Consider the following 22,875-nt stretch of genomic DNA (forward strand, 5'->3'; position numbering starts at 1 on the left):
TACCTCCCGGACCGGTCCCCGCAGCCGTTCCCGGGATAGCCTGGGCGCTGCCCCACCCACCCGACCCACCCCGCCCAGGAGGATCGTCCATGTCGAATCCCGCCGCCGACCGCACCCCGATCCTGCAGCGGCTGGGCGATCGTGGCCGGGTCCGGGTGATCGTCGCCGGCGGCGGCACCGGCGGCCACACCTATCCGGCGGTCGCCGCGGTCCGGGCGCTGCGCGATCTGGCCGCCGAGGCCGGCGCCACCGCCGAGGTGCTGTGGGTCGGCGTGCCCGACAGTCTCGAGCAGCGGGTGGCGGCCGAGAACGACATCGACTTCACCGGCATCAAGGCCGGAAAGCTGCGGCGCGACCGCAATCCGCTGAAAATGCTCAACAAGGACAATGCCCGCGACGCGCTGCGGGTGCCGGTCAGCGTGCTCACCGCCCAGGGCGTGGTGGGCCGCTTCCGGCCGGACGCGGTGCTGTGCACCGGCGGCTACGTGTGCGCCCCCATCGGCATGGCGGCCGCGCTGCGCCGTCGCCCGCTGGTGATCCACGAGCAGACCACCGGCATCGGCAAGGCCAACCTGCTGCTGGCCCGGATGGCCGACCGCATCGCGCTGTCCTCCGAGGCCTCCATCGGCATGCTGCCCGCCAAGGTCCGGGGCCGGGCCCTGGTCACCGGCAACCCGATTCGGCCCGCGCTCGCCACCGGCGACCCCGCCGCGGCGGTCGGGGCCCTCGACTGGGAGGGCTACGCCCCCGGCCTGCCGACCGTCTACATCACCGGCGGTGCGCAGGGTGCGGTGCAGATCAACGATCTGATCCGGGAGCTGCTGCCCGAACTGCTGCACTCCGCCAACGTGATTCACCAGTGCGGGCGGCTGTCCTTCGAGCAGGTGCGCGACTTCGCCGCCACCCTGCCCGAGGGCGTGCGCGGCCGCTACCTGGTGCGCGAGTTCATCGGCCCGGAGCTCCCGGACGTGCTGGCGCTCACCGATGTGGTGATATCCCGTTCCGGCGCGGGCACTCTCGCGGAACTCACCACGCTGGGCAAACCGTCGGTGCTGATCCCCTACCCGCATTCGGTGGGCGGGGAGCAGATCCGCAACGCGCGGATCCTGGCCGACCACAATGCGGCCCGCGCCCTGGTCGGAGAGGACGCCACCGCCGCCAATCTGCGCGCCGCCCTGACCGAGCTGCTCACCGAATCCGAGACCCGCGCAGCCGTTTCCGCCGCGGCCCGCGCCCTCGGACACCCGGAGGCCGCCGAGCACCTGGCCCTGACCGTGCTGGACCTCGCCACGCGATGAATCGGTTCGCCGCGTGGTGATTCCGGTCCCACGCGAGCGATCCCACAGGCGGGTCTCAGCCCGGGTAGGTATGGTCGAAGGTGTCAGCAAGTTCTCGGCTATTACCGAGAAGATTGGAGATGCCAGCCATGCAAATCCAGGTCTTCGCCGACAAGAACGTCGGCGGCGGCGCGATCGCCCAGGATGCAACCGATACCATCGCTGCGATTCTGGACCGGTTCGCGGATCATCTCACCCGGGTCGAGGCCCACATCACCGATGTGAACGGCCACAAGGGTGGTTCCGAAGACAAGAAGTGCACCCTCGAGGCCCGGCCCAAGGGCCAGCCGCCGGTCGCCACCACGCATCGCGCGGCCACCGTCGAGGACGCCTACACCGGGGCCGCCGACAGCATGGCGCACCTGCTCGACAGCAAGTTCGGAAGACTGCATCACGCCAAGGGCGGCGAATCCATCCGCCACCTGGTGGCGGACTGAGCCGGCCGACTCTCGGGGCTTTCCGGGGCCGGCCCCTGAAAGCCCACCCGGGTAGGACGAGTTCGATTCTCCGGGGCAGCTGAAGCCCCATCCCGTGGGACGCGTTTACGGAAGGAGCCCGAGGCGGCGTGCTCGCACGACCGCCTCGTGGCGATTGTGCGCGCCCAGTTTGGTCATGGCGCTGCGCAGGTAGCTCTTCACGGTCTCCGGACTCACCGAAAGCCGCTGGGCCGCTTCCACATTGGTGCAGCCCAGGGCGATATGGGACAGCACGTCCAGTTCGCGCGGAGCCAGCGTCACCGCGTCGTCGGCGGCCGCCACCCCCGACACCAGGCGGGCGAGTTTCTCCGTGACGTCCCGCAGCCGCGCCCGCGCCGTGGCGTCGGAGACCACCTGGGTGATCCCCCGCAGTTCGGCGTGCAGATCCCGGAGTTGTTCGGTGGCAATCACATTGGCGCTGTTCAGGGACTCCCGCGCGAAGGACAGCCGCAGCCGCCGATCCACCTCGTCGCGGATGGCCAGTTCCGTGCTGAGCCGCCGCGCGGCCTGCACCATCTCGTCGGCCACCCCGTCGCCGATCACCCCCGTTTCACGATTGGCGACATAGATCACCGCGCGCGCCTCGCCCTTGACCACCACCGGCACCGCCACCACCGAGCGCAGGCCCTCCCCCAGCACCGGGACGTCGTAGTGGTGGGTGATGGTGGACGCCGAGCGGTAGTCGGCCACCGAGCGCGGGCGGCCCGTCGCCACCGCCGAACCGCCCAGCCCGGAGCTGTACGCCACCGCCAGCCCCCGCATGCCGTTGGTCCGGGTTCCGACGAACTCGCTGAGCACCAGCGTGCCCGCGTGCACCTCGCCCCCGAAGACGACCGGCAGCTTGCTCAGGGCGGCGAGCGCGCGCAACTCGGCGCGCAGGGCGTCGCCGTCGCTGGGGCGCAGGAGCCCGTCGGCGGCCGTAGTCATCGGGTAGCCCCTTTCGGGGGTAGTCGAGGCTGGGTGTGACGTAGATCCTACTGGTGTGACCGAGAGCACGAGCTACACCTTCGGAGTCTGGGACGCTCCCCTGCTGGGCGACACCATCGGGGCGAACCTGGACCGGACCACCGCGGCGCATCCGGACCGCGAGGCCCTCATCGACTACACGACCGGCGTCCGCTGGACCTACCGCGAGTTCACCGACGAGGTGAACACCCTGGCCCTGGGCCTGCTGGCGGCCGGGATCGGCAAGGGCGACCGGGTGGGCATCTGGGCGCCGAACTGCCCGCAGTGGACCCTGACCCAGTACGCGACCGCCAAGATCGGCGCGATCCTGGTGAACATCAACCCGGCCTACCGGGCCCACGAGCTGCGCTACGTGCTGGGTCAGGCCGGGATCCGGCTGCTCATCGCGGCGCCCGCGTTCAAGACCTCCGACTACGCGGCCATGATCGACGAGGTCCGCCCGCAGTGCCCGGAGCTGGAGCAGGTGGTGCTGCTCGACAGCACCGAGTGGCGGGACCTGTTCGCCATCGGGCGCGCGGCCGATCCGGACCTGCTGGCGACGGCGCAGTCGGCGCTGTCCACCGACGATCCGATCAATATCCAGTACACGTCCGGCACAACGGGTTTCCCCAAGGGCGCGACGCTCAGCCACCACAACATCCTCAACAACGGGTATTTCGTGGGCGAGCTGTGCGGCTACACCGAGCAGGACCGCATCTGCATCCCGGTCCCCTTCTACCACTGCTTCGGCATGGTGATGGGCAATCTGGCGGCCACCACGCACGGCGCGGCCATGGTGATCCCGGCCCCGGCCTTCGACGCCCGCGCCACCCTGGAAGCCGTTGCGGCCGAACGCTGCACCTCGCTGTACGGGGTGCCGACCATGTTCATCGCCGAACTGGCCGACCCGGACTTCGACGCCTACGACCTGTCCTCGCTGCGCACCGGCATCATGGCCGGATCGCCGTGCCCGGTGGAGGTGATGAAGCAGGTCATCGAGCGGATGGGCATGCGCGAGGTGAGCATCTGCTACGGCATGACCGAGACCTCCCCCGTGTCCACCCAGACCCGCCACGACGATTCGCTGGTGCAGCGCACCGCCACCGTGGGCCGGGCCGGGCCGCACATCGAGGTCAAGATCGTGGACCCGGTGACCGGGGTGACGGTGCCGATCGGCACCGCGGGCGAGCTGTGCACGCGCGGCTACTCGGTGATGCTCGGCTACTGGGGTCAGCCCGAGAAGACCGCGGAGGCCATCGATTCCGCGCGCTGGATGCACACCGGCGACCTGGCCACCATGGATGCCGACGGGTACGTCGCCATCACCGGGCGGATCAAGGACATGGTGATCCGGGGCGGCGAGAACATCTACCCGCGCGAGATCGAGGAATTCCTCTACACCCATCCCGACATCATCGACGCCCAGGTGATCGGTGTGCCCGACGCCAAGTACGGCGAGGAGCTGATGGCCTGGGTCCGGCTGCGGCCCGGGGCGGCGGAGCTGACCGCCGAGACCCTGCGCGAGTATTGCACCGGCAAGCTCGCGCATTTCAAGGTGCCGCGTTACGTGCACGTCGTCGAGGAGTTCCCGATGACGGTGACCGGCAAGATTCGCAAGGTCGAGATGCGGGAGATCAGCGCGCGGCTACTGGGACTGACCGAGGAGAACGCGTGAGCAACGTCAATACCGAGGCCTATCGGGCGGCCCGTGATGGTCTGCTGGCCGCCGCCACCGACTACGACGCGGCGGTGCGCGATTTCGAGTGGCCGCGACTGTCCGGTGAATTCAACTGGGCGATTGACTGGTTCGACGTCATCGCCCGCGGCAACGACCGGCCCGCGCTCTGGATCGTCGAGGAGGACGGGTCCGAGCAGAAGGTCGGCTTCGCCGAGATGTCCGAGCGCTCGGATCGGGTGGCCACCTGGCTGGCCGGGCTGGGCGTGGGCAAGGGCGACCGGGTGATGCTCATGCTGGGCAATCAGGTCGAGCTGTGGGAGGCCATGCTGGCCGTGGCCAAACTGGGCGCGGTCATCATGCCGACCACCGGCGCGCTGGGCCCGGCCGACCTGAGCGACCGGATCGAGCGGGCCGGAGCGCGCTTCGTCATCGCCAATCACGGCGACGCGGCCAAGTTCGACGAGGTGCCCGGCGACTACACCCGAATCGTGGTCGGCGGGGCCGTCTCCGGTTGGCAGAACTACGCCGATGCCGCGGCGGTCGAGTCGGCCGGCCCGTTCCGGTCGGTCACCGAGGTGACCGATCCGCTGCTGGTGTACTTCACCTCCGGCACCACCAGCAAGCCGAAGATGGTGCAGCACTCCCAGATCAGCTACCCGGTCGGTCATTTGACCACCATGTACTGGATCGGCGTCCGGCCCGGCGACACTCACCTGGCCATCAGCGCGCCCGGCTGGGCCAAGCACGCCTGGAGCTGCTTCTTCACGCCGTGGCTGGCCGAGGCCACCGTCTTCGTCTACAACTACGCGCGTTTCGACGCCGCCGCCCTGCTCACACAGCTGCGCCGGGCCGAAGTGAACACGTTCTGCGCGCCGCCCACGGTGTGGCGCATGCTCATCCAGGCCGATCTGGGCGAGCGTCCGGCCGGGCTGCGCGAAATCCTCGGCGCGGGTGAACCATTGAACCCCGATGTCATCGCGCAGGTCGAGAAGGCGTGGGGCCTGACCATCCGTGACGGCTTCGGCCAGACCGAAACCACCCTGCAGGTGGGCAATACGCCCGGACAGCCGCTGGTGCCCGGCTCCATGGGCCGTCCCGCTCCGGGTGTGCCGGTGGCGCTGGTGGATCCGATCACCGGGCAGCTCGCCGACGAGGGCGAGATCTGCCTGGACCTGTCCGCGGCGCCGGTCAACCTGATGACCGGCTACCTCGGCGATCCCGAACGCAATGCCGCGGTCATGGCGGGCGGCTACTACCACACCGGCGATGTCGCGGCCCGGGACGCGAACGGCTACATCACCTACATCGGACGCACCGACGACGTGTTCAAATCCTCCGACTACAAGGTGTCGCCGTTCGAATTGGAGAGCGTGCTCATCGAGCATCCGGCCGTGGTGGAGGCCGCCGTGGTCCCGCAACCGGACGACACGCGGCTTGCCGTGCCGAAGGCATACGTTTCGCTGGCGGCGGGATGGGAACCCAACGCCGAAACCGCCCGCGCCATCCTCGAATACGCCCGCGACCACCTGGCTCCCTACCTGCGTGTCCGCCGGGTGGAGTTCACCGAACTGCCGAAGACCATCTCCGGCAAGATCCGCCGCGTGGACCTGCGCCACCGCGAGGAACAGGCGCACGCGGAAGGCGTCACCATCCCCACCGAGTACCGCTACGAGGACGTACTGACCGACACCACCCGCTGAACCCGCCCCACCCCTACCAACCCGCCCTGCCCCTGCGACAGATAGGAACACCCGTGTCCCACACCGTGGAATCCGCGACCGCCTACGTCATCGCCGCCCTGGAGGCCAAGGGAACCGCCTCCCGCGACGACTTCGACGTGTCCGGCATCGTCAGCGCCACCCACAACATCATGCAGACATGGGATTTCCGCGCGGTCGCCCGAGACCGCTTCTGGGGCATCGCCGCCACCTTCATCCGAGCCTGACCAGCGGGCTCGCTCACAGTTCCGCGAATTCCGGGTTTCCGGCCCGGAATTGCCCTCACCATTGGCACGTGCACACCTCCGACTCCGTGCTGCTGCCCCGCTTCGTGCTGTCCCGCGCCGCCTCGGCGGGCCTGGATCCGGCCCGCCTGGCGCGGGAAGCCGGGATACCGGGCTGGCTGCTGGCCGACGGGGACGCCCGGGTATCGAGTCACTACTTCCCGCGCCTGTGGGAGCTCTTCGAGCACGAACTCGGCGACCCGGAGGCCACGCTGCGCGCCACGGGCAGCTACCGGCTCGGTGAATTCGGGCTGATCGACTACCTGATCTCGACCGCGGATACCGTCGGCGCGGGGCTGGGGGTGCTGGGACCCTACGTCGGCTCCATCTCCACCAACTTCCGCATCGAGGCCGGCGCGCAGACCGAGACCGAATCCACCTTCGACGTCTACACCGTCAACATGGCGGGCCGCGGACGTGATCTGTCGGTGCAGATGGCGCTGACCTCGCTGGTCTCGCGCATGCGTCAGATCACCGGGCAGCCCATGGATCCGGTGTGCGTCGAACTGCGCGAGCGCGCGCCGCGCCGGCTGGACGCGTTCACCGAGCAATTCGGCACGGCCCGCCTGGAATTCGGCGCCCCGATGGATCGCATCACCTATCGCAACACCGACTTCGAGCGGCCGCAGATCACCGCGGACCCGATGCTGGCGGCGGTGCTGCGCCGCCACGCCGCCACCATGCCGCCGCCGCCCCCGCGCACCACCGAATGGCCCGACCGGGTGGCCACGGCATTGGCCGAGGTGCTCGACGGCACCGACGCGCTGCTCGAACAGGTCGCGCGGCGGCTGTACACCAGTCCCCGCACCCTCCAGCGCCGCCTCGCCGAATCCGGCACCACCTGGCGGCTGGAGGTCGATCGGGCCCGCAAGCGGCATTTCGAAGACCCCGAGCCTGGGACGCCGCCCCCGGACGACGCGCTATGACGCCCGGGATCGACTGCGGTACAGGATCTCCAGGCTCGAAGGTGGATGGGTGACCGCATCGGACAGCGTGCTGCTGGCGCGCTTCGTACTCACCCGGGCTCGGGCCGTGGGTGTGGATCCGGTGGCGTTGGCGCGGGCGGCGGGGATCGGGCCGTACGCGCTGGAGGCCTCGGCGGGAAGTGTTCCGGGGCAGTGTTATCCCCGCTTGTGGGAGTTGTTCGAGCGCAGGGTGGATGTGCCGCACGTGGGACTGCGGGCGGCCGAACGATATGGAATGGGGGAACTGGGGATGATGGATTATCTGCTCGCGACCGCGCCGACGGTCGGCGAAGGCTTCCGGGCCGTAGGGGAATTCGGGTCGCGGCTGTCGGGCAACCGGCGGGTAGCCGTGGTCGCCGAGACCGATCGGCAGGTCACGTTCGCGTCGGAGAGCGCGGCGCGGGGCCGGGGCGCGGAGGTCGCCGCGCAGGCGAGTTTCGCCTACCTCACCGGCCGGGCCCGGCTGGCCGCGCGGGCGCGGATCACGCCGGTGGCGGTCACCCTGCGAGAACGCGCGCCCCGACGACACGGTCCCTACCGGGAGTTCTTCGGCACGGCGGCAGTGGATTTCGGGGCCGAGGTCGACAGCCTGACGCTGCGCCGCGCGGACCTCGACCGGCCGCAGCATTCCGCCGATCCGGGCCTGGCCGCCGTGCTGCGGCGCGGCGCGGCGGCCGCCACCCTGTCCACGCCGCCCGCCCGGGCCTGGGTTGATCTGCTTGCGGCCGAACTCGATTCACTGAGCGATCCGGCCCCACCCGGGCCGGATCGCGACACCGTGTGCTTCCGGGCGGCGGCGTCCCTCGACGCCGTCTCACTATCCGATATCGCGCGCCGGCTGGGTACCAGCCCGCGCACCGTGCAGCGGCGGCTGGCCGCGGCCGGGACCAGCTGGAGTCGGGAGCTGGCGAACGCTCGCCGCCGGGCCGCGTGGTGACGGTCGGCCGTGAACACTCGATCCGATTGTCACGACAGCATTCTCATGGCCCGGTTCGCGTTGGAGCGGGCGGTGCGGGCCGGACTCGACGCCGACCGGATCGCCCGGACGGCGGGCGTGCCCGCCTGGCGCGAAGGTGGTGAGGGCACCCGGGTGTCGTCCCGGTACTGCCTGCGGGTGTGGGAGCTGATCGAGTGCGAGACCGGGGATCCCGATATCGCGCTGCGCGTGTCCGAGGAGAGCACCACCGGTGAGTTCGGGCTGCTCGAGTATCTGTTCCTGTCCGCGGCCACGCTCGGCGACGCGCTCGAGGCGTGCGTGCGCCATACCGGCAGTCTCAGCACGAGTTACGGCTTCCGGGTCGCGCGCCGCGACGAGCAGGAGGTCTGCTACGAGGTGCGGTCGGGGGTGGAGGACTGCCGGGGCCGGGAACTGTTGATACAGGCGACTTTCGCGCTGCTCGTGGGGCGGACGCGGGCCGCCACCCGCTACCCGGTGGTGCCGGCGCGGGTGAGCTTCCGGCAGTCCGCTCCCGCCGATCTCGCCACCGTCACCGAGCTGTTCGGCACCCGCGCAATCGATTTCGACGCCCCGGCGGACGCGCTGACGCTGCGGGCCGCGGATCTGGCGCTGCCGATGAAGTCGGCCGACCCGGAGCTGACGGCGGTGCTGCTGACCTACGCGGCCACCCTGCCCCCCACTCCGGAGGCCGGGGCGACCTGGCTCGAGCAGCTCGGCGACGCCATCGATCTGGCTCTCGCCGATGGCGCTGCGACGCTGGAAGTGGTTGCGCGGCGGCTGCTGACATCGCCGAGATCACTCCAACGCCGACTGGCCGAGGCCGGAACCACTTGGCGGCGTGAGGTGGATCACGCACGCCGCCGCAGATTGCAACGCGCCGAACACCTTCCACGCGCCCAGCAGGCGGAATTCCTGGGTTACGCGGATCCGGCGAGCCTGCGGCGGGCGGTGCAGCGGTGGCGGGACCGGGCCGATCCGGACCCCGAAGACCCCCGTTGAGGAGCCGAAATCGCACCTACCGTACGGTATTCCGGCAACCCCACAGCAAGGTTGGCGTGTCCTGGATCGGTTTGGCGCTTTCGGAACTCCCGCACCGGGCGGACGGAAATCAGACTGGACGGAAACGCCAGGACACTGTCACGCGTTCCCCCGGATCGGTACTCGATTGGAGCTTCCTCGTGCCCCACACCGCAGAAACCGCCACCGCCTACGTCGTCACCGCCGTGGAGGCCAAGGGCACCGCCACCCGGCACGACTTCGATATCAAGTCCATCGTGAGCACCACCCACAATCTCACCGAGAGCTGGGATTTCCACACCGTGGACCCGAACATGTTCTGGAACATCGTCGCCACGTTCCTCGAGCACTGAGATCGGTTCCCGCGCGCGTCAGATGCCGTCGACCGAGAGCGTCGCGTTCATCAGATTCATGGCCGTTGCGCACGGATCGGGCTGCGCGGTGTGATCGCGGTTCCGCACCCACCAGGTGACGGTGCCGGTATCGGCCACCGTCACAGCGCAACCACCCGGATCCGCCGGGTCCCGCCAGTACATGCCGCCGAAGTTCCGCACCACGAGCCGCTCCACGCGGTATCCGAACCGGTCGGCGATCCTCACCTCCCGTGCGAGCGTGTCGTCCCGCAGCCAGGCATAGGTGATGTCGACCGCGCCGCCACCGGGATTCGTGGCGGTCCAGTCACACACCGTGGGCTCGCTCTGCCGCCGCATACCGGTGACGCCGATGGCCGCGGCCAGCTTCCGATCCTCCAGGGGGCCACAGCCCGCCAGTAGGTTCGGATCGGCCGCGGGGCGGGCGTCGGCCTGCCGGTCGGCGTGCGAACACCCGGACAGGGCGGCGATCAACAAGGCCGCCACCGTGATTCGCATTCCCGGGCGCGCCATCAGCTCTGCCCCGCCTGGGTCAGGGTGGCCGCGGCCAACTGCTCGACGCCCTGGCAGGCGCGCGCGCTCGACCGTTCGGACCAGTCGATGAAGTCGGTGTCGCCGAATGCCACCGCGACCTCACAGGATTGCGCGCCCCGCCATTCGATGCCCGGCTGCCCGGCGATCCGGACGGTGGCGGGACTGCCGGTGGTGACCTGGTCACGGCGGTCCCGCAGCAAGCTGCCCCGGAACCAGTGGAAGGTGACGGCGTAGTCGCCGCCCGTGGCGGGCTGCCAGGCGCAGCCGATCGGATTGGCCGAAACCCGGTGCGCACCGGCCGATCCCGTGGCCTCGGCCACCTGGGCGTCGGATACGCCGCCGCACAGGCCGATGGTGTCAGGAGATGGTGCGGCCGCCTTCGGCGCGGCGGTCGTGGTAGCGGCCCGCTGCTCCGAGGAGTTCCCGCACCCCGCGACCGCCAGCCCGATCAAGGCGATCCCCACCGCCGCGCGCATCGCTCTCGTCACGCGGACCAGACTAGGTGAACGTCCCGAAACACAACAGCCGATGCCGCGTCCGCGAAACCGGCTGCACGCCGTCGACTTTCTGGTGCTCGGCGTGGCCGTGTTCCTGATCGCCGTCGCGCTGCCGCTGTTCCGCGATATGTCGGTGCCGTGGACGCCGGGCTCCGGAACGGAATCGGTGTCGACCGATCCCCGGGAACTGCCGTACTTCGCGGCGCGCACCACGCTGCGGATGTTCCTGGGGCTGGCGGCCTCGATCCTGTTCACGCTGGTCGTCGGCCAATGGGCGGCGCATTCGCGGCGGGCGGAGAAGGTGCTGGTCCCGATGGTGGACGTGCTGCAATCGGTGCCGGTGCTGGCGCTGGTCTCCATCACGGTGACCGCGTTCGTGGCGCTGTTCCGCGGCTCCTTCCTGGGCGCGGAGGCGGTGTGCGTGTTCGCCATCTTCACCGCGATGGCCTGGAACATGACCTTCGCCTACTACCAGGCGGTGCGCACCCTGCCGCGGGAACTCGACGACGCCGCCCGCATACTGCGGCTCACCCGCTGGCAGCGGTTGTGGCAGCTGGAGGCCATGGACGATCTCGGCGTGCACGGGTGGCTGCGGTGGAAGTCATTGATCCTGCCCGCGATCGCCCCCGGCAATGTGGTCGGGGCGATCACCGCGTTCGGCGGGGCCTGGAACGCCACGCTGGTCGGCGAGGCGGTCGAGGCGGGCGGCACCCACCCACCTGCAGGCGTACGGGCTGGGCGCCTACATCACCAATGCCACCGCGGCGGACGTGTTTCCGAAGGTGCTGCTGGGCACCGCGGTGATGAGCGTCGTCACCGTGACCATCAACCGGCTGGTGTGGCGTCGGCTACAGCTCCGGGCGGAACAGCGTTTCTCGTTGAGCTGAAACAGTTTTCGAAAGGAGGACAGCTCAGTCCGCGCGGCGGGCGCGGGCGCGGCGTTTGCCTTCGTGCATGGCCTGCACCCGCGCCACCGGGATGGTGTGGCCCTCGGCGATGAGATCCGCCGGGAGCGTTTGCGGTTCGGGCATCGCCTCGGCCCACGGGTCCCGGTCGCCGAGGATGGCGGCGGCGGTGCGCACGGTGAAATCGCGCGGATCGATCTCCGGCAGGTCGGCCCAGCCGACCGGGAACGACACCGTCGCGCCGGGCCGCACCCGCGGGCTGTACACCGACACCACCGTCGCCCCGCCGGCCCGGGTGGAATCCAGGAAAACCTTGCCGCCCCGGTCTTCTCGAATGAAGGCCGTGGTGGCCAGGTCCGGGTCGAGCCGTTCGGCGCGCGCCGCGATGGCCCGGGTGGCGGCCGCCGCGTCCTCGATATCGACCCCCGCCCGCACGGGCACGAAGATGTGCACCCCCTTGGACCCGCTGGTCTTCACCGCCCCCGCCAGTCCGTCGTCCGCCAGCGCCCGCCGAATCAGCTCGGCCGCGGCCACCGCCTGCGAAAACGGCTGCCCCGGTTCGGGATCGATATCCAGCACGAGATGCGTGGGCCCGCCGGAATAGTCGACCAGATCCTCCGCCAGCAGCAGCGTCACGTGGTACTCCACCGCCCGCTGATTCCCGAACCACAACAGTGTCCGCACGTTGTCGCACAGGGCGTACGACACTTCCCGTTTCGAGCTCCCCGCCCACAAGGTCTTCCGCCGCACCCACTCCGGGGTGTACTTCGGCAGGTTCTTCTGCATGAACGGCTCCTGCCCCGGCCGCACCCGCACCACCGACAACGGCCGTTCCCGCAGCGCCCCCACCATCCGCTCCCCCACCGCCTCGAGATAGTCGATCAGCTCCCCCTTCGTGGCCCCCGCCCCATCGAACAGGGGACTGTCCAGACTGGAGAACTTCAGACCGGCCCGCGCGTCTTCGCCCATCGGCCCACCATGCGCCCCCACCGCACCCCCGTCAACCACCCCGGCCGTGTCCGCGGTCACCGGCGATGGGAGACCGAACCTAACATCGTGCGGATTCACCGGCGAGAGCAACAATCTGTCACCCTCGCGACCGCCCGTGGGCGGAGCCTCGTTCACTAGGGTCGGAAGCATCAGGCAGCGTCGCCGACTGAATCACCGGTCTGGCCGCACGTCGTCCACCCGAGCTCCCGACCCAGGAACGGTGGAGAATGCCCGAAACCCGTCGCAGTCCCGTCCTGGTCGGACGGGCATCGCAGCTGGCCGACCTTCGTGAGCTCATCCTCGATCAGAGCATCCGGTTGCTCACCGTGACCGGGGGCGCCGGTGCAGGCAAGAGCCGGCTGGCCGCCACCGCCCTGCGGATTGCCGAGAGTCGGCTCATATCAGTCGATTTGGCCGAGACGACCGACGGTGAACAGGCTTGGCAAACGATCCTGGACGCACTGGGCGGCCCGGCGGAGCCGCACATCAGCCTGCGCGGACCGGATGCGGTGACGGCGCGAATCGGAGCGGAACCGATGATCCTGCTGGCCGACAATTGCGATCTCGTCGCCCGCGATCTCGCGTCCGGACTGCCCGCCGTGCTGGCCCGGTGCCCGGAGCTGACCGTGGTCGCGACCAGCCGCCACGCGCTCGACCTGTATCAGGAGGTGCTCTACCTGGTTCCGCCGCTGTCCATCGCGTCCGACGGGTCCGAGGCCAGTCCCGCCGCTCAGCTCTTGTCGAACTGCGTCGAAACCCGCTTCCGCGACGGGGCCATCGCCGCGGACCGATCACAGCTCGAGCAGATCGCGGCCGAATTGGACGGCGTACCGGTGGGATTGGAGCTCGCGGCGACCGCGGTCGGGCGACTCGGCGCCGAACGAACACTGGAGCGGATCCGCTCCGGGCAACAGCTGCCGCCCTCGCCGTTCGTCGATATCCCGGCGCGGCACCGCAGCATTCGCGCATGCGTGGAGTGGGGACTGAACGATCTCGACGAGATGGGTCTCTTCGTGCTGCTGCACGTCGCCGCTTCCAGCGTCCTCACCGATCTCGAGGAGGTGCTGCTGCTCAGCGGCGAGCGGGGTGATCCGATCGCCGGCAAGCTCGCCGAGCTCGTGGACCGCAGCCTGCTCGGCCACTCGGTCGCCGAGAACGGCCACTACACCTATGCGATCTCGGGCTTCACCCGGTCGTTCTGCCGCCAGTTGCTGTACGCGGATCGGGCACTCGCGGAACGAGTGCGCTTCCGGCGCGCCGAGGGACTCCGTCTGCTGGCCCGCGAGATCACTCGGCTGCTCGCCGAGCCGGACGGCCGCGCCGAGGCGCTACGCCTGGTCGGCCGCTGGCTGCCGGACATCGTCGCCACCGTCCGGTACCTGATCGACCACGACGCGTATCGGGACGCCATCGAGCTGCTGTCCGAGCTGGAGGACGTCTGGATCGAACGGGGACTGCTCGCCGATGCCGAGGCCATCGTCGCCACCCTGCTGGCGGCGGTCGATTCCGGAGCCCACCCGCCCACGCTGATGGCCGCGGGTCGCGAGCTCCTGGGCCGCTGGGCACTGCGATCCGGGCGTTTCCAGGACGCGAAGCGACTGCTCGCACCGGTCGTCTCCGCGCGGAACACCGACACCCGCCGTACCGACCCCGCCCTCGTCCATCGGGCGGGCCGCGCCCTGGCCCAGGTCCATCACGAGACCGGAAGACCCCAGCGGGCCCGTGCGCTGCTCGCTCGATTCCCCTCGGCCGCAGCCCCACCCGCGGAGCAGCCGGTCGCCGCGCTCGTGGAGGCGGTGATCGGACTCGGCGACGGGCCGCTCGACGACGAAACCTCGTCGGCCCTGCGTGATCACGCGGCCGCCCTGCCCCGCCGCCGTGATCGGCTGACAGTCCTGAACACGCTCGGCCGGACCCTGCTGCGCGCCCGGGCGCCGCATCGGGCGCTGGAAGTCTTCCATCTCGTGCTGCGGACACCCGAGCCGGTGATGAGCCCGCTGGAAATGGTGGCGGCACTGGAAGGCTGTGCCCGGGCCTACGATGCCGCGGGAGACGGGTATTCCGAACAGACACACCGGCTTTCGGCGGCGGCCCACTGGATCCGGGCCACCTGTTCGCCGTCCCGGCTCGCCGGGCATTCGGCCGATCCGGCGGTGAGCACCATCGGTGCGGTGCTCGACATCGACGAGGCCATCGCGTACGCGCTGTCCATCCCGCTGCTGTCGCGCGCCGATCTGGGATCTCCGTTGCTGTCCCGGCTGACCAAGCGGCAGCTCGAGACGGCGCTGCTGGTCGCTGAGGGCATGACCAACCGCATGATCGCCAATCGCCTCGGGATCGCCGAATGGACGGTCGTGAACCACCTGCGGCAGGTGATGACGAAGCTGGACTGCCCCAGCCGACTACACGTCGCGCTGGTCATCGAACGGGAGACCCAGCAGCCGGCGTGACGAGGCCACCGCGTGGCGGCCGGGGCAACGCTGACCCGGCCACCACGGGCGGTATCACCGAACCGTCGCGGCCGGCTGCCGCAGGAGGTCGAGTTCCTCCTCGAGATCGACCGGCGCGGTGTTGGTGAAGATCACGTGATCGATACCCCGGCCCGCGAGCGCGGCCAGATCCTCGTCGATCTGCTCGGGCGAGCCGCCCAGAAAGGGCCGTTCGCCCTCCATCGGTTTGGCCGTGATCGGCATCGGTGTTCTCCTCGATCACCGTCCCGTGCGGAAGGTCGCTCGAATGTCCTCGATGACGGCGTCGGGGTTCTCCCACGGGGTGAAGTGACCGCCGTGTTCGTGCGCGCCGATATGGACCGGGTTGTACCAACCGCGGTGGCGCGCATCGTCGAGGAAGACCTGGGCGCGGTTGGCGGTGGTCACACCGGGCGGGTTCTCGAAGCCGAGGAAGGTGAAACCCGTTGGCGCTTCGATGATCGGCGTCCGGTCGTGGGCGGGCCTCCACGGGTAGCGAGTGGAATTGATATAGGCGCGGATCGACGTGGTGATGGTGTTGCCGACCCACCACATGGTGGCGTTGGCGAGCAGATGGTCACGGGGGAAGACGCTTTCGACCTCCCCGCCCGATTCACTCCATTCGGTCCAGCGCCGCAGAATCCACGACAGCATGCCGACCGGCGAGTCCGCCAAGCCGAACGACAGGTTCTGGGAATCGAGGATGTGGACCGCGCTGTGGGAGGCGTAGCGGTACTGGAACGCGAGGATGCCGTCCCGGATCTCGTCGGGGACCCCCGGCGGAACCATGAACCCGCCGGTGCCGTCCCAGGGCCGCTCACCCTGGAACACGTCCAGATGCACGGGGTGCCCGAGCCAGATGCCGTGCAGGTCGGCGGCTCGCGCGTGGCCGAGTTGCGCGGTCACCAGCGCCCCGTAGTCCGCGCCGCCGGCCGCGTATTTCCCGAAGCCGAGATGCTCGGTCATCAGGCTGTGCCAGAGTTCGGACATCTTCCAGAAGTTCAGGTCCGTCCGCCCGGTGGGCGCGGAGAACCCGAAGCCGGGCAGCGAGGGCACGATCACCTCGAAGGCGTCGGCCGGATCGCCGCCGTAGGAGCCGGGGTCGGCCAGCTGCTTGACGACCCGGGTCCATTCCCGGAAGCTCCAGGGCCAGCCGTGTGTCAGGATCAGCGGGATCGGCGCCGGGCCCCGGCCCGGTTCCCGGAGATAGTGGATCGGGACGCCGTCGACGATCGCGCGGTAGTTGTCGTAGCTGTTGATATCGGATTCTGCCGCGCGCCAATCGAACTCGTCGATCCAGTAGGCGACGAGCTCCTTCATGTACGCGACGCTGGTGCCGTAGTAGGTCTCGTCCTCGCGGATATCAGCGGGCCAGCGGGTCGCGAGCAGGCGGGCCTTCAAGTCGTCGAGCGTCTCCTGCGGAACCGCGACCACGAACTTCTCCGGCGCGGCCGCCGTCACGGAAGCCGCTGTGCTGTCATCGATTACGGTCACTTGACTCGCCGCCTGATGGTCATCGGCATGCCGCCCTCCGGCCCGAGCACCCCGCGCATCCGCCATTTCGGGGCGTAGCCGGGGACCCGCTCGGGAGCGAACAGCCGAGCCAGGGTGACCAGCAGGATCTGCGCCTCCAGATAGGCGAAGCTCTTGCCGATGCATACCCTGGGTCCGGCCGAGAAGGGATGGAAGGCGAAGGGATGCATGCTCTTCTCGGCATTGTCAGCCCATCGATCCGGATCGAATCGCTCCGGATCGGTCCAGAAATCCGGATGCCGATGGGTGAGGTAGGGCGCGACCACCACGATCGAACCCGGTTGCGCCACATACGGTCCGATGCGCACCGGCTCCACGACATCACGCAGGTACAGCGGCGCGGGCGGATGCAGACGCAGTGCCTCCTTGATCACGCACAGTGAGTACGGCGCGCGCTCCAAGTCGTCGACGGTGAAATCGTCGGGCAGGGCATCCACTTCGGCGCGCAGCCGGACGGCCGACTCGGGGTTGTTGGCCAGCAGATACCACACGAATGCCAGAGTGCGAGCGGTTGTTTCGTATCCGGCGATGAACATCGTCACGCATTGGTCGCGCAGGACCATGTCAGCCCGATCGGCCGGGCCGAGCTTCGCCTCATTGGCGATCATCTTGGTGAGCAGGTCGTCGGGACGGTCCCGCGCCGGCATCCGCCGGCGTTCCGCGATCACGCCCAGAATGAACTCGTCGACCCGCTGCCGCGCCTGGTCGTAGCTGCGGCGGCCCGACGTCGGAACCCACTCGGGCGCTTTGAACTTGTCGGTATTGCGCCCGGAGGTATACGTGATCATGGTTTCCACCGCCCCCTTCAACTGGGCGATGACATCCCGGCCCGCCGTGCTGAACAGCGTCTTGAGCAGGATGGAGGCGGTGAGCGTCGCCATCTCGGGCACCATGTCCACCGGTTCGCCGCCCGCGGACTCCGGGGTCCAGCGGGTACTGAACCACCGCACATCCTCGAAGAACAACGGCACATACTCGCGCACCGACTTCGGCGTGAAGAAGGGCGCCAGCACCTGACGCTGCGACTTCCATTGCGCGCCGACGCTGGTCGCGACGCCCTCGCCCATCCAGTACTTGCGCACCGGATCGTAGCTCGCGCCCTTGGTGTATTTGTCCATCTGCTCGAGCGTCACCATGCGGACGTGGTCGGGATGGGCCAGCACGACCAGCCGGCGCGGACCGACCTGCAGCTCGGAGACATCGCCGTGCTCGCGCCAGAGCTGCTCGACCACCCCCAGCAGGCCATTCTTCTTGGTGTTCACCGCCGTGGCGAAGCCGTACTTGTCGCGGGTACCCGGCATGGGGAGTGTTTCACCGTCGCCGCCCAGGACATTCGATTGCGAATGGTCCACCGGACAGCCTTTGACCTCGGTCATATGTGTTTCACCTCGATACGAATAGAAGATCGAACGATCGCGTACTCAGGCGACAGCCCGAGTTTCCTTCTCCGGCAACTCCGCCGACAATTCGCGAATGAATTCCACGGCGATCTCGGCGACCGACTGCGGCGACTTCAACCAGGACATGTGCCCCAGCCCCGAGTCGATGACCTCCCGCCGCAGCGGCGCCCGGCCGAATTTGCCTACGAGCAAATCCGTTTCACGAATCGAGACCCGGCGGTCGGCCGCGAAATTGATCGCGAGGACCGGCGTCTCGCTACGGCCCATCGCCGCTTCGTAATCGAATTCCGCCCCGCGCGGCTCGAATCGCCCGGACAACACCAGGTTCGCGATGTCCGTGGTCAGGCCCCGGGTCGGCCGACCCAGCATCTTGGTGGCGGGCAGCCAGCCGATCCGGGCGATGAGGCCGAACAGCGCCCGGGCGCCCAGCCAGCGCCGCGTCGACACCGCCCGCAGCTCCGACACCGGCGCCAACCCCGAGGCCACCAGGATCAGCCCGGCAACGCGCTGATCACGGGCGACATGGCAGACGGCGAGCTGGCCGCCGAAGCTGTGGGCCAGGACGTAGACCGGGCGCCCGGCCGCGAGATCCCGCGCGTACTCGGTGGTCAGGTGGTAGTCGTAGATCACCTGGTCGTGCATGCCGTAGCGACTCGAACGCGGCGGCCGGGGAGACGAATTCCCCTGACCGTGCAATTCACCCACCACGACGGTGCAGCCCTGGCGACTCAGTTCGGCCGCCAATCCGGAATACCGCGCGCCGGACGCCGCGATACCGGGCCAGACCACGACAACCGGTGCGTCATCGGCGTTTTCGGCACGGAATGTAGTGACCACGGCGACAGTGCCGTCCGGCAACTCTATGGATCGTGTTGATTGCGTTTCGGACATAGTCGGCAACCCTTTCCGTTCTGACATCCACTCGAATCCGAAGCTCGCGGATCGATGGCCAGAGATTAGAGGGGTTCGCTTTTCCCGGGCAATACCGTGTTCAACCGCGTTCAACCGCGATTCGGTCGTCGGTTGCACGCGGGCTCGCCGCCAGTTCATCGGCGAATTTCCGCCAGCCCGCGGCACATTCGAGCGCGACCTGTGCGACCAGATCGGCACAGTGCGGCGGTACGGTCATGACCAGTCGTTCACGAGCGCTGTCGTCGAGCAGCGGCGAGCTGAGCAGCCGCAGCAGGGAGCGACCGGAGCCGGACATCCGCAGGGAGGGATCACGATACATCGCACGGAGCAGATCGCCGGCGGACTGCCCGCGTACCTGGACCGGCTTCGGGGTGCGCCGGGCCCGCGACGGCACCGGGTCCTCACCGCGATCCAGCCGCGCCCGGACATCCCGGACGGTCGCCGGGGATATTCCGGCGGCACTGGCGATCTCGCGTAGCGAGGCGTCCGGCCGCGCGGCGAGCAATCGGCTCGCCCGCGCCCGTCCGGCGGCGCTGTCCACCGGCCTGACCTTGCCGTCCCGCCCGAGTCTGGACGCCACCGCCGGGACCGCACCCCCGGAATCGGTTCGCATCGCGGCGATCGTCTTCGCGGCCAGGCCGGTGACCGAGGCGAGCACGCGATCCGACCACTGCGGATGAGTCCGCAACAGGCGCAGCGCCGCCGCCGCGCGGTCGGCCGACGACAGCGGTAGACCGTGGTGGACGTTCGCCCGCACCGCCAGTGCGAAGGCGTCCGCTTCGGCGCCGTCGAAGTACACGATGTCGATCTGCGCGTCACCGCGCAGCTCGGCCGCCCGCAGCCGATGCACCCCGTCGATCACCCGCATGGTCGGGCGGTGCACCAGGATCGGCGGCAGCCGGGTCTGCGATTCCGCCAGGCGCTCGACATGGTCGGCATCGACACCGCCGACGCGCGGGTGATCCCCGATCAGCAGCGACGCCGTCGCGGCCCGGACCACCTCGCTCGGTCCGGTCCCCCCGATCGTCTGAACTTCCGTACCCGACATGGAACCGGCCGACAGCCGCACCAGAGGTCGATCGCTCGAGTTCATGGTTCCCCTTGTCTCTCAACGGATTTGATGGATATCGAATGCTGCCATCGAAGTCGAGATTAGAACTCGTTCACTCGGGGCGGCCACCCCGCGCGCCCGTCGCCGCCGGACCCGACCGGACCCCGAATCGTCACATTGGCGATTTGTAATGCTCTGTGCCACAACATCTTTCATAATCAATCGGCAATCGCATTTCTGCTCTGTTCCGGAGCGCACGTAGCAAGACCTTGCTGCAATAGAACTCGTTACAGTTCTGTTTCAGGGCGTCCGATCCGTGCCCTCGGGGACGTTGCGCGGCGGCTCGAAACCCCTGCCTCGCCGGGATGGTTACTGCGTGTTTGGTTTTCCTCGAGGACCGCTCGAGCCGGGATTCACATACTCGGGACGCGAACAGCGACGTTCGGGATCTGACCCCGAGTAGCCACCGGCTACCTGCACGATTCGGAAGACATCATGAACGCCAATCTGATCGCGGCGGCCCAGGAGTTGGCCGCGCCGGGGGCACCGGACGGGCAACGGCGGGTACTGGCCATGTTTCCCGGGCAGGGATCGCAGCGGGAGGGGATGGCCGCGCATTTGATTCGGGAGCATCCCGAGACCGCGGGGGCCGTGTTCGAGCGGGCCGACGAGTGCCTGGGGCTGCCGATGCGGACGCTGTGCACGGAGGGGGACGCGGAGCAGTTGCGGGCCACGGAGGTGGCGCAGCCGGCGATTCTGGCCACGGCGCTGGCTACCTTCGAGGTGCTGCGGGCCGAGGGGTTCGCACCCGATCTGGTGGCCGGGCACAGTCTCGGGGAGTTCGCGGCGCTGGCCGCGGCCGGAGTGCTGGATCTCGCCGACGCGTTGACGTTGGTTCGGCTGCGGGGTGAGCTGATGGCCGAGATCGCGGCGGCGGTGCCGGGCGCGATGACGGCCGTGTCCGGGGTGGACGCGGGGCGGATCGAGGAGATCTGCGCGGGCGTGGACGGGGTCGTCGAGCTCGCCAACTACAACGCGCCGGATCAGTCGGTCATCTCGGGGACGGCGGAGGCGGTCGCGGCCGCCACCGAGCTGCTGCGCGCCGCGGGGGCAGGCTCGCTGGTCGCGCTGCGGGTCGGCGCACCGTTCCACTGCTCGCTCATGGCGTCCCTCGAGGAGCGGTTCGCCGCCGGGCTGTACCTGGCCGACTTCCGCGATCCCACCACCACCGTCATCAGTTCCGTGACCGCACAACCGATTTCGAGCGGCACAGAGGCGCGGGAACTGCTGCGCCGCCAGCTCACCGCCCCGGTCCGCTGGATCGAGGTGATCGGCACCGCCGCCGAACTCGACTGCACCGACTACCTCGAGATCGGCCCCGGACGCGTGCTGTCGGGGCTCGCCAACCGCATGGTCGGCGACGCCACCGTGCGCAGCACCCAGGACGCTCGCCGCATCGCCGCGGCCGTCGCCCAATACGCCTGATCCCGGCCGAATACGCCCGAGCCAGGCCGTATCCCACCGATCACACCCCTGCGGCAGGCGCCGCAGGGGTCCCCACCAACCCCTCACCGAGAAAGAAGGAATCACCATGCCCGAAACCACCACCGACTTCGCGCCCGCCGTCACCGACGCGATCGCCGACGCCCTCGGTATCGACCAGTCCGAGGTGACCCTCGATGCCACCCTGATCGACGAGCTCGGCGCGGAATCCATCGACCTGCTCGACATCCTGTTCCGTATCCACCGCGACACCGGCGTCAAGATCGCCGTCGCCGACGTGCAGGAACTGCTGCAGGGCGGCATCCCTGACGACGAGTTCGGCGACGAGAACGAGATCGTCTCCGAGATCGGGCTCGCCCACCTGGAGAAGGTGCTGCCGCAGTTCGACCGCAGCAAGCTCAACGGCCCGCTGCGCGGCGAGCAGGTGCTCGGCCTGGTCACCGTGCGCAACCTGGTCGACCTGGTCGCCCAGCGGGCCGCCGCACCGGCCGAGGCCGAAGAGGTCGCCTGATGCCGGAGCAGGATTTCGCAGGCAAGGTCGCGCTGGTCACCGGCGCGTCCCGCGGCATCGGCCGGGCCGTCGCACTCACCCTGGCCCGGCGCGGCGCGGCGGTCGCGGTGAACTACCGCTCCCACAAGGACGAAGCCCTCGAGGTGGTCGCCGAGATCGCGGAGTTCGGCGGCCGCGCGGTCGCCGTCGGCGCGGACGTGTCCGAGCTGGCGGCGGCCAAGGATCTGGTGGAGCAGACCCGGGATCAGTTGGGCGGCTTGCACATTCTGGTCAACAACGCGGGCATCACCCGCGACGGGCTGCTGCACGACATGGATCCGGCCGAATGGTGGAAGGTCATCCAGGTCAACCTGGGCGGCGCCTTCAACTGCACGCACGCCGCGGCCGGGCACCTCATGTCCCAGGGCGAGGGCTCGATCGTGAACGTCTCGTCCATCATGGGCGAGAAGGGCCTCACCGGGCAGTCGAACTACTCCACCTCCAAGGGCGCGATGAACGCCCTCACCCTGGCCTGCGCGGTGGAGATGGCCCGGTTCGGGGTGCGGGTGAACGCCGTGCTGGGCGGCGTCATCCCCACCGATCTCATCGGCGACCTGCTGCAACGCGACAACGGGAAGGGCCGCACCCATGTCCCGATGCGCCGCTACGGCGATGTGGGACAGGTCGCGGAGGCGGTGGCCTGGCTCGCCAGTCCCGCCGCCGATTACGTCACCGGAGAGCTGCTGCGCGTCGATGGCGGCCTCGCGGTGCAGCTCAGCAACGGCCGCCTGGTCTCCCGCTGAACACCCCGGCATCCCGCTGAATCGGAAAGGACGTGACTGC

General features: G+C 69.3%; 23 protein-coding genes. 14 read left to right on the forward strand and 9 right to left on the reverse strand.

What is annotated here, in order from left to right:
- Nucleotides 1-89 precede the first annotated feature (89 nt).
- Together ACFYTS_RS27190 and ACFYTS_RS27195 are read left to right on the forward strand one after the other, a co-directional pair.
- Nucleotides 90-1,298 carry a glycosyltransferase gene (locus ACFYTS_RS27190; protein ID WP_387308169.1) on the forward strand — a complete coding sequence of 403 codons (1,209 nt, stop codon included), beginning with the start codon at nucleotides 90-92 and terminating at the stop codon, nucleotides 1,296-1,298.
- A gap of 119 nt (nucleotides 1,299-1,417) precedes the next feature.
- Nucleotides 1,418-1,774 carry a ribosomal subunit interface protein gene (locus ACFYTS_RS27195; RefSeq protein WP_357278800.1) on the forward strand — a complete coding sequence of 119 codons (357 nt, stop codon included), beginning with the start codon at nucleotides 1,418-1,420 and terminating at the stop codon, nucleotides 1,772-1,774.
- Between the two features lie 105 nt (nucleotides 1,775-1,879).
- Here the strand turns inward: ACFYTS_RS27195 and ACFYTS_RS27200 are convergent, their stop codons facing one another.
- Nucleotides 1,880-2,740 carry a LuxR C-terminal-related transcriptional regulator gene (locus tag ACFYTS_RS27200; RefSeq protein WP_357278802.1) on the reverse strand — a complete coding sequence of 287 codons (861 nt, stop codon included), beginning with the start codon at nucleotides 2,738-2,740 and terminating at the stop codon, nucleotides 1,880-1,882.
- Nucleotides 2,741-2,795: 55 nt separating this feature from the next.
- Here ACFYTS_RS27200 and ACFYTS_RS27205 point away from each other — a divergent pair, with 55 nt between their 5' ends.
- From ACFYTS_RS27205 to ACFYTS_RS27235, 7 genes are all read left to right on the forward strand, one after another.
- Nucleotides 2,796-4,433: an AMP-binding protein gene (locus ACFYTS_RS27205; protein WP_387308171.1), complete on the forward strand. Its 1,638-nt coding sequence runs from the start codon at nucleotides 2,796-2,798 to the stop codon at nucleotides 4,431-4,433.
- A complete protein-coding gene (locus ACFYTS_RS27210) occupies nucleotides 4,430-6,136 on the forward strand; it encodes an AMP-binding protein (protein WP_387308175.1) in 1,707 nt (568 codons plus the stop codon). The genes ACFYTS_RS27205 and ACFYTS_RS27210 overlap by 4 nt, the downstream gene beginning before the upstream one ends.
- Nucleotides 6,137-6,189: 53 nt before the next feature.
- Nucleotides 6,190-6,381, forward strand: coding sequence for a hypothetical protein (locus tag ACFYTS_RS27215; protein ID WP_379094651.1), 192 nt, complete (start codon nucleotides 6,190-6,192; stop codon nucleotides 6,379-6,381).
- A gap of 68 nt (nucleotides 6,382-6,449) precedes the next feature.
- Nucleotides 6,450-7,364, forward strand: a complete 915-nt coding sequence (locus tag ACFYTS_RS27220) for an AraC family transcriptional regulator ligand-binding domain-containing protein (RefSeq protein WP_357278810.1) — start codon at nucleotides 6,450-6,452, stop codon at nucleotides 7,362-7,364.
- Nucleotides 7,365-7,413: 49 nt separating this feature from the next.
- Nucleotides 7,414-8,340 (forward strand): AraC family transcriptional regulator ligand-binding domain-containing protein, encoded by a 927-nt coding sequence (locus ACFYTS_RS27225; protein WP_387308177.1) that lies wholly within the window; start codon nucleotides 7,414-7,416, stop codon nucleotides 8,338-8,340.
- A 9-nt stretch (nucleotides 8,341-8,349) separates the two neighbouring features.
- Nucleotides 8,350-9,360, forward strand: coding sequence for an AraC family transcriptional regulator ligand-binding domain-containing protein (locus ACFYTS_RS27230; RefSeq protein WP_387308180.1), 1,011 nt, complete (start codon nucleotides 8,350-8,352; stop codon nucleotides 9,358-9,360).
- A gap of 179 nt (nucleotides 9,361-9,539) precedes the next feature.
- On the forward strand, nucleotides 9,540-9,731 hold the full coding sequence (locus tag ACFYTS_RS27235) for a hypothetical protein (RefSeq protein ID WP_357086464.1): 192 nt from the start codon (nucleotides 9,540-9,542) through the stop codon (nucleotides 9,729-9,731).
- 18 nt (nucleotides 9,732-9,749) lie between these two features.
- Here ACFYTS_RS27235 and ACFYTS_RS27240 read toward each other — a convergent pair whose 3' ends face one another.
- Together ACFYTS_RS27240 and ACFYTS_RS27245 are read right to left on the reverse strand one after the other, a co-directional pair.
- Nucleotides 9,750-10,247: a DUF3558 family protein gene (locus ACFYTS_RS27240; protein WP_357278816.1), complete on the reverse strand. Its 498-nt coding sequence runs from the start codon at nucleotides 10,245-10,247 to the stop codon at nucleotides 9,750-9,752.
- A gap of 14 nt (nucleotides 10,248-10,261) precedes the next feature.
- Nucleotides 10,262-10,771: a DUF3558 domain-containing protein gene (locus tag ACFYTS_RS27245; protein WP_387308182.1), complete on the reverse strand. Its 510-nt coding sequence runs from the start codon at nucleotides 10,769-10,771 to the stop codon at nucleotides 10,262-10,264.
- A gap of 40 nt (nucleotides 10,772-10,811) precedes the next feature.
- Between ACFYTS_RS27245 and ACFYTS_RS27250 the strand changes: the two genes are divergently transcribed.
- A complete protein-coding gene (locus tag ACFYTS_RS27250; protein WP_387308185.1) occupies nucleotides 10,812-11,780 on the forward strand; it encodes an ABC transporter permease subunit in 969 nt (322 codons plus the stop codon).
- Here the strand turns inward: ACFYTS_RS27250 and ACFYTS_RS27255 are convergent.
- Nucleotides 11,692-12,654 carry a DNA polymerase domain-containing protein gene (locus ACFYTS_RS27255; protein WP_387308187.1) on the reverse strand — a complete coding sequence of 321 codons (963 nt, stop codon included), beginning with the start codon at nucleotides 12,652-12,654 and terminating at the stop codon, nucleotides 11,692-11,694. The genes ACFYTS_RS27250 and ACFYTS_RS27255 overlap by 89 nt on opposite strands.
- A 248-nt stretch (nucleotides 12,655-12,902) precedes the next feature.
- On the opposite strand from ACFYTS_RS27255, the gene ACFYTS_RS27260 reads away from it, so the two are divergent.
- Entirely contained in the window at nucleotides 12,903-15,125 is a 2,223-nt protein-coding gene (locus ACFYTS_RS27260) for a LuxR C-terminal-related transcriptional regulator (RefSeq protein WP_387308189.1), read from the forward strand.
- 54 nt (nucleotides 15,126-15,179) lie between these two features.
- Here the strand turns inward: ACFYTS_RS27260 and ACFYTS_RS27265 are convergent, their stop codons facing one another.
- Genes ACFYTS_RS27265 through ACFYTS_RS27285 form a run of 5 tightly spaced genes read right to left on the reverse strand, consistent with a single transcriptional unit; the run spans nucleotide 15,180 to nucleotide 20,081 of the window.
- Nucleotides 15,180-15,368, reverse strand: a complete 189-nt coding sequence (locus ACFYTS_RS27265) for a hypothetical protein (protein ID WP_387308191.1) — start codon at nucleotides 15,366-15,368, stop codon at nucleotides 15,180-15,182.
- Nucleotides 15,369-15,383: 15 nt separating this feature from the next.
- A complete protein-coding gene (locus tag ACFYTS_RS27270; RefSeq protein WP_387308192.1) occupies nucleotides 15,384-16,637 on the reverse strand; it encodes an epoxide hydrolase family protein in 1,254 nt (417 codons plus the stop codon).
- Complete coding sequence (locus tag ACFYTS_RS27275) at nucleotides 16,634-18,052, reverse strand: cytochrome P450 (RefSeq protein ID WP_387308194.1); 1,419 nt, start codon at nucleotides 18,050-18,052, stop codon at nucleotides 16,634-16,636. Before ACFYTS_RS27275 ends, ACFYTS_RS27270 begins: the two co-directional genes overlap by 4 nt.
- Nucleotides 18,053-18,097: 45 nt before the next feature.
- Entirely contained in the window at nucleotides 18,098-19,126 is a 1,029-nt protein-coding gene (locus ACFYTS_RS27280; protein WP_387308196.1) for an alpha/beta fold hydrolase, read from the reverse strand.
- Nucleotides 19,068-20,081, reverse strand: a complete 1,014-nt coding sequence (locus ACFYTS_RS27285) for a ParB N-terminal domain-containing protein (protein WP_387308198.1) — start codon at nucleotides 20,079-20,081, stop codon at nucleotides 19,068-19,070. Before ACFYTS_RS27285 ends, ACFYTS_RS27280 begins: the two co-directional genes overlap by 59 nt.
- Nucleotides 20,082-20,534: 453 nt before the next feature.
- Here ACFYTS_RS27285 and fabD point away from each other — a divergent pair, with 453 nt between their 5' ends.
- The 3 genes from fabD to ACFYTS_RS27300 all read left to right on the forward strand — a co-directional run bounded on the left by fabD (nucleotide 20,535) and on the right by ACFYTS_RS27300 (nucleotide 22,835).
- A complete protein-coding gene (fabD, locus tag ACFYTS_RS27290; protein WP_357278824.1) occupies nucleotides 20,535-21,524 on the forward strand; it encodes an ACP S-malonyltransferase in 990 nt (329 codons plus the stop codon).
- A gap of 106 nt (nucleotides 21,525-21,630) precedes the next feature.
- Nucleotides 21,631-22,053 (forward strand): acyl carrier protein, encoded by a 423-nt coding sequence (locus ACFYTS_RS27295; RefSeq protein WP_357086477.1) that lies wholly within the window; start codon nucleotides 21,631-21,633, stop codon nucleotides 22,051-22,053.
- Nucleotides 22,053-22,835 (forward strand): 3-oxoacyl-ACP reductase family protein, encoded by a 783-nt coding sequence (locus ACFYTS_RS27300; RefSeq protein WP_357278826.1) that lies wholly within the window; start codon nucleotides 22,053-22,055, stop codon nucleotides 22,833-22,835. Before ACFYTS_RS27295 ends, ACFYTS_RS27300 begins: the two co-directional genes overlap by 1 nt.
- Nucleotides 22,836-22,875 lie beyond the last annotated feature (40 nt).

The sequence above is a fragment of the Nocardia sp. NPDC004151 genome, assembly GCF_042874235.1.
Lineage (GTDB): Bacteria > Actinomycetota > Actinomycetes > Mycobacteriales > Mycobacteriaceae > Nocardia.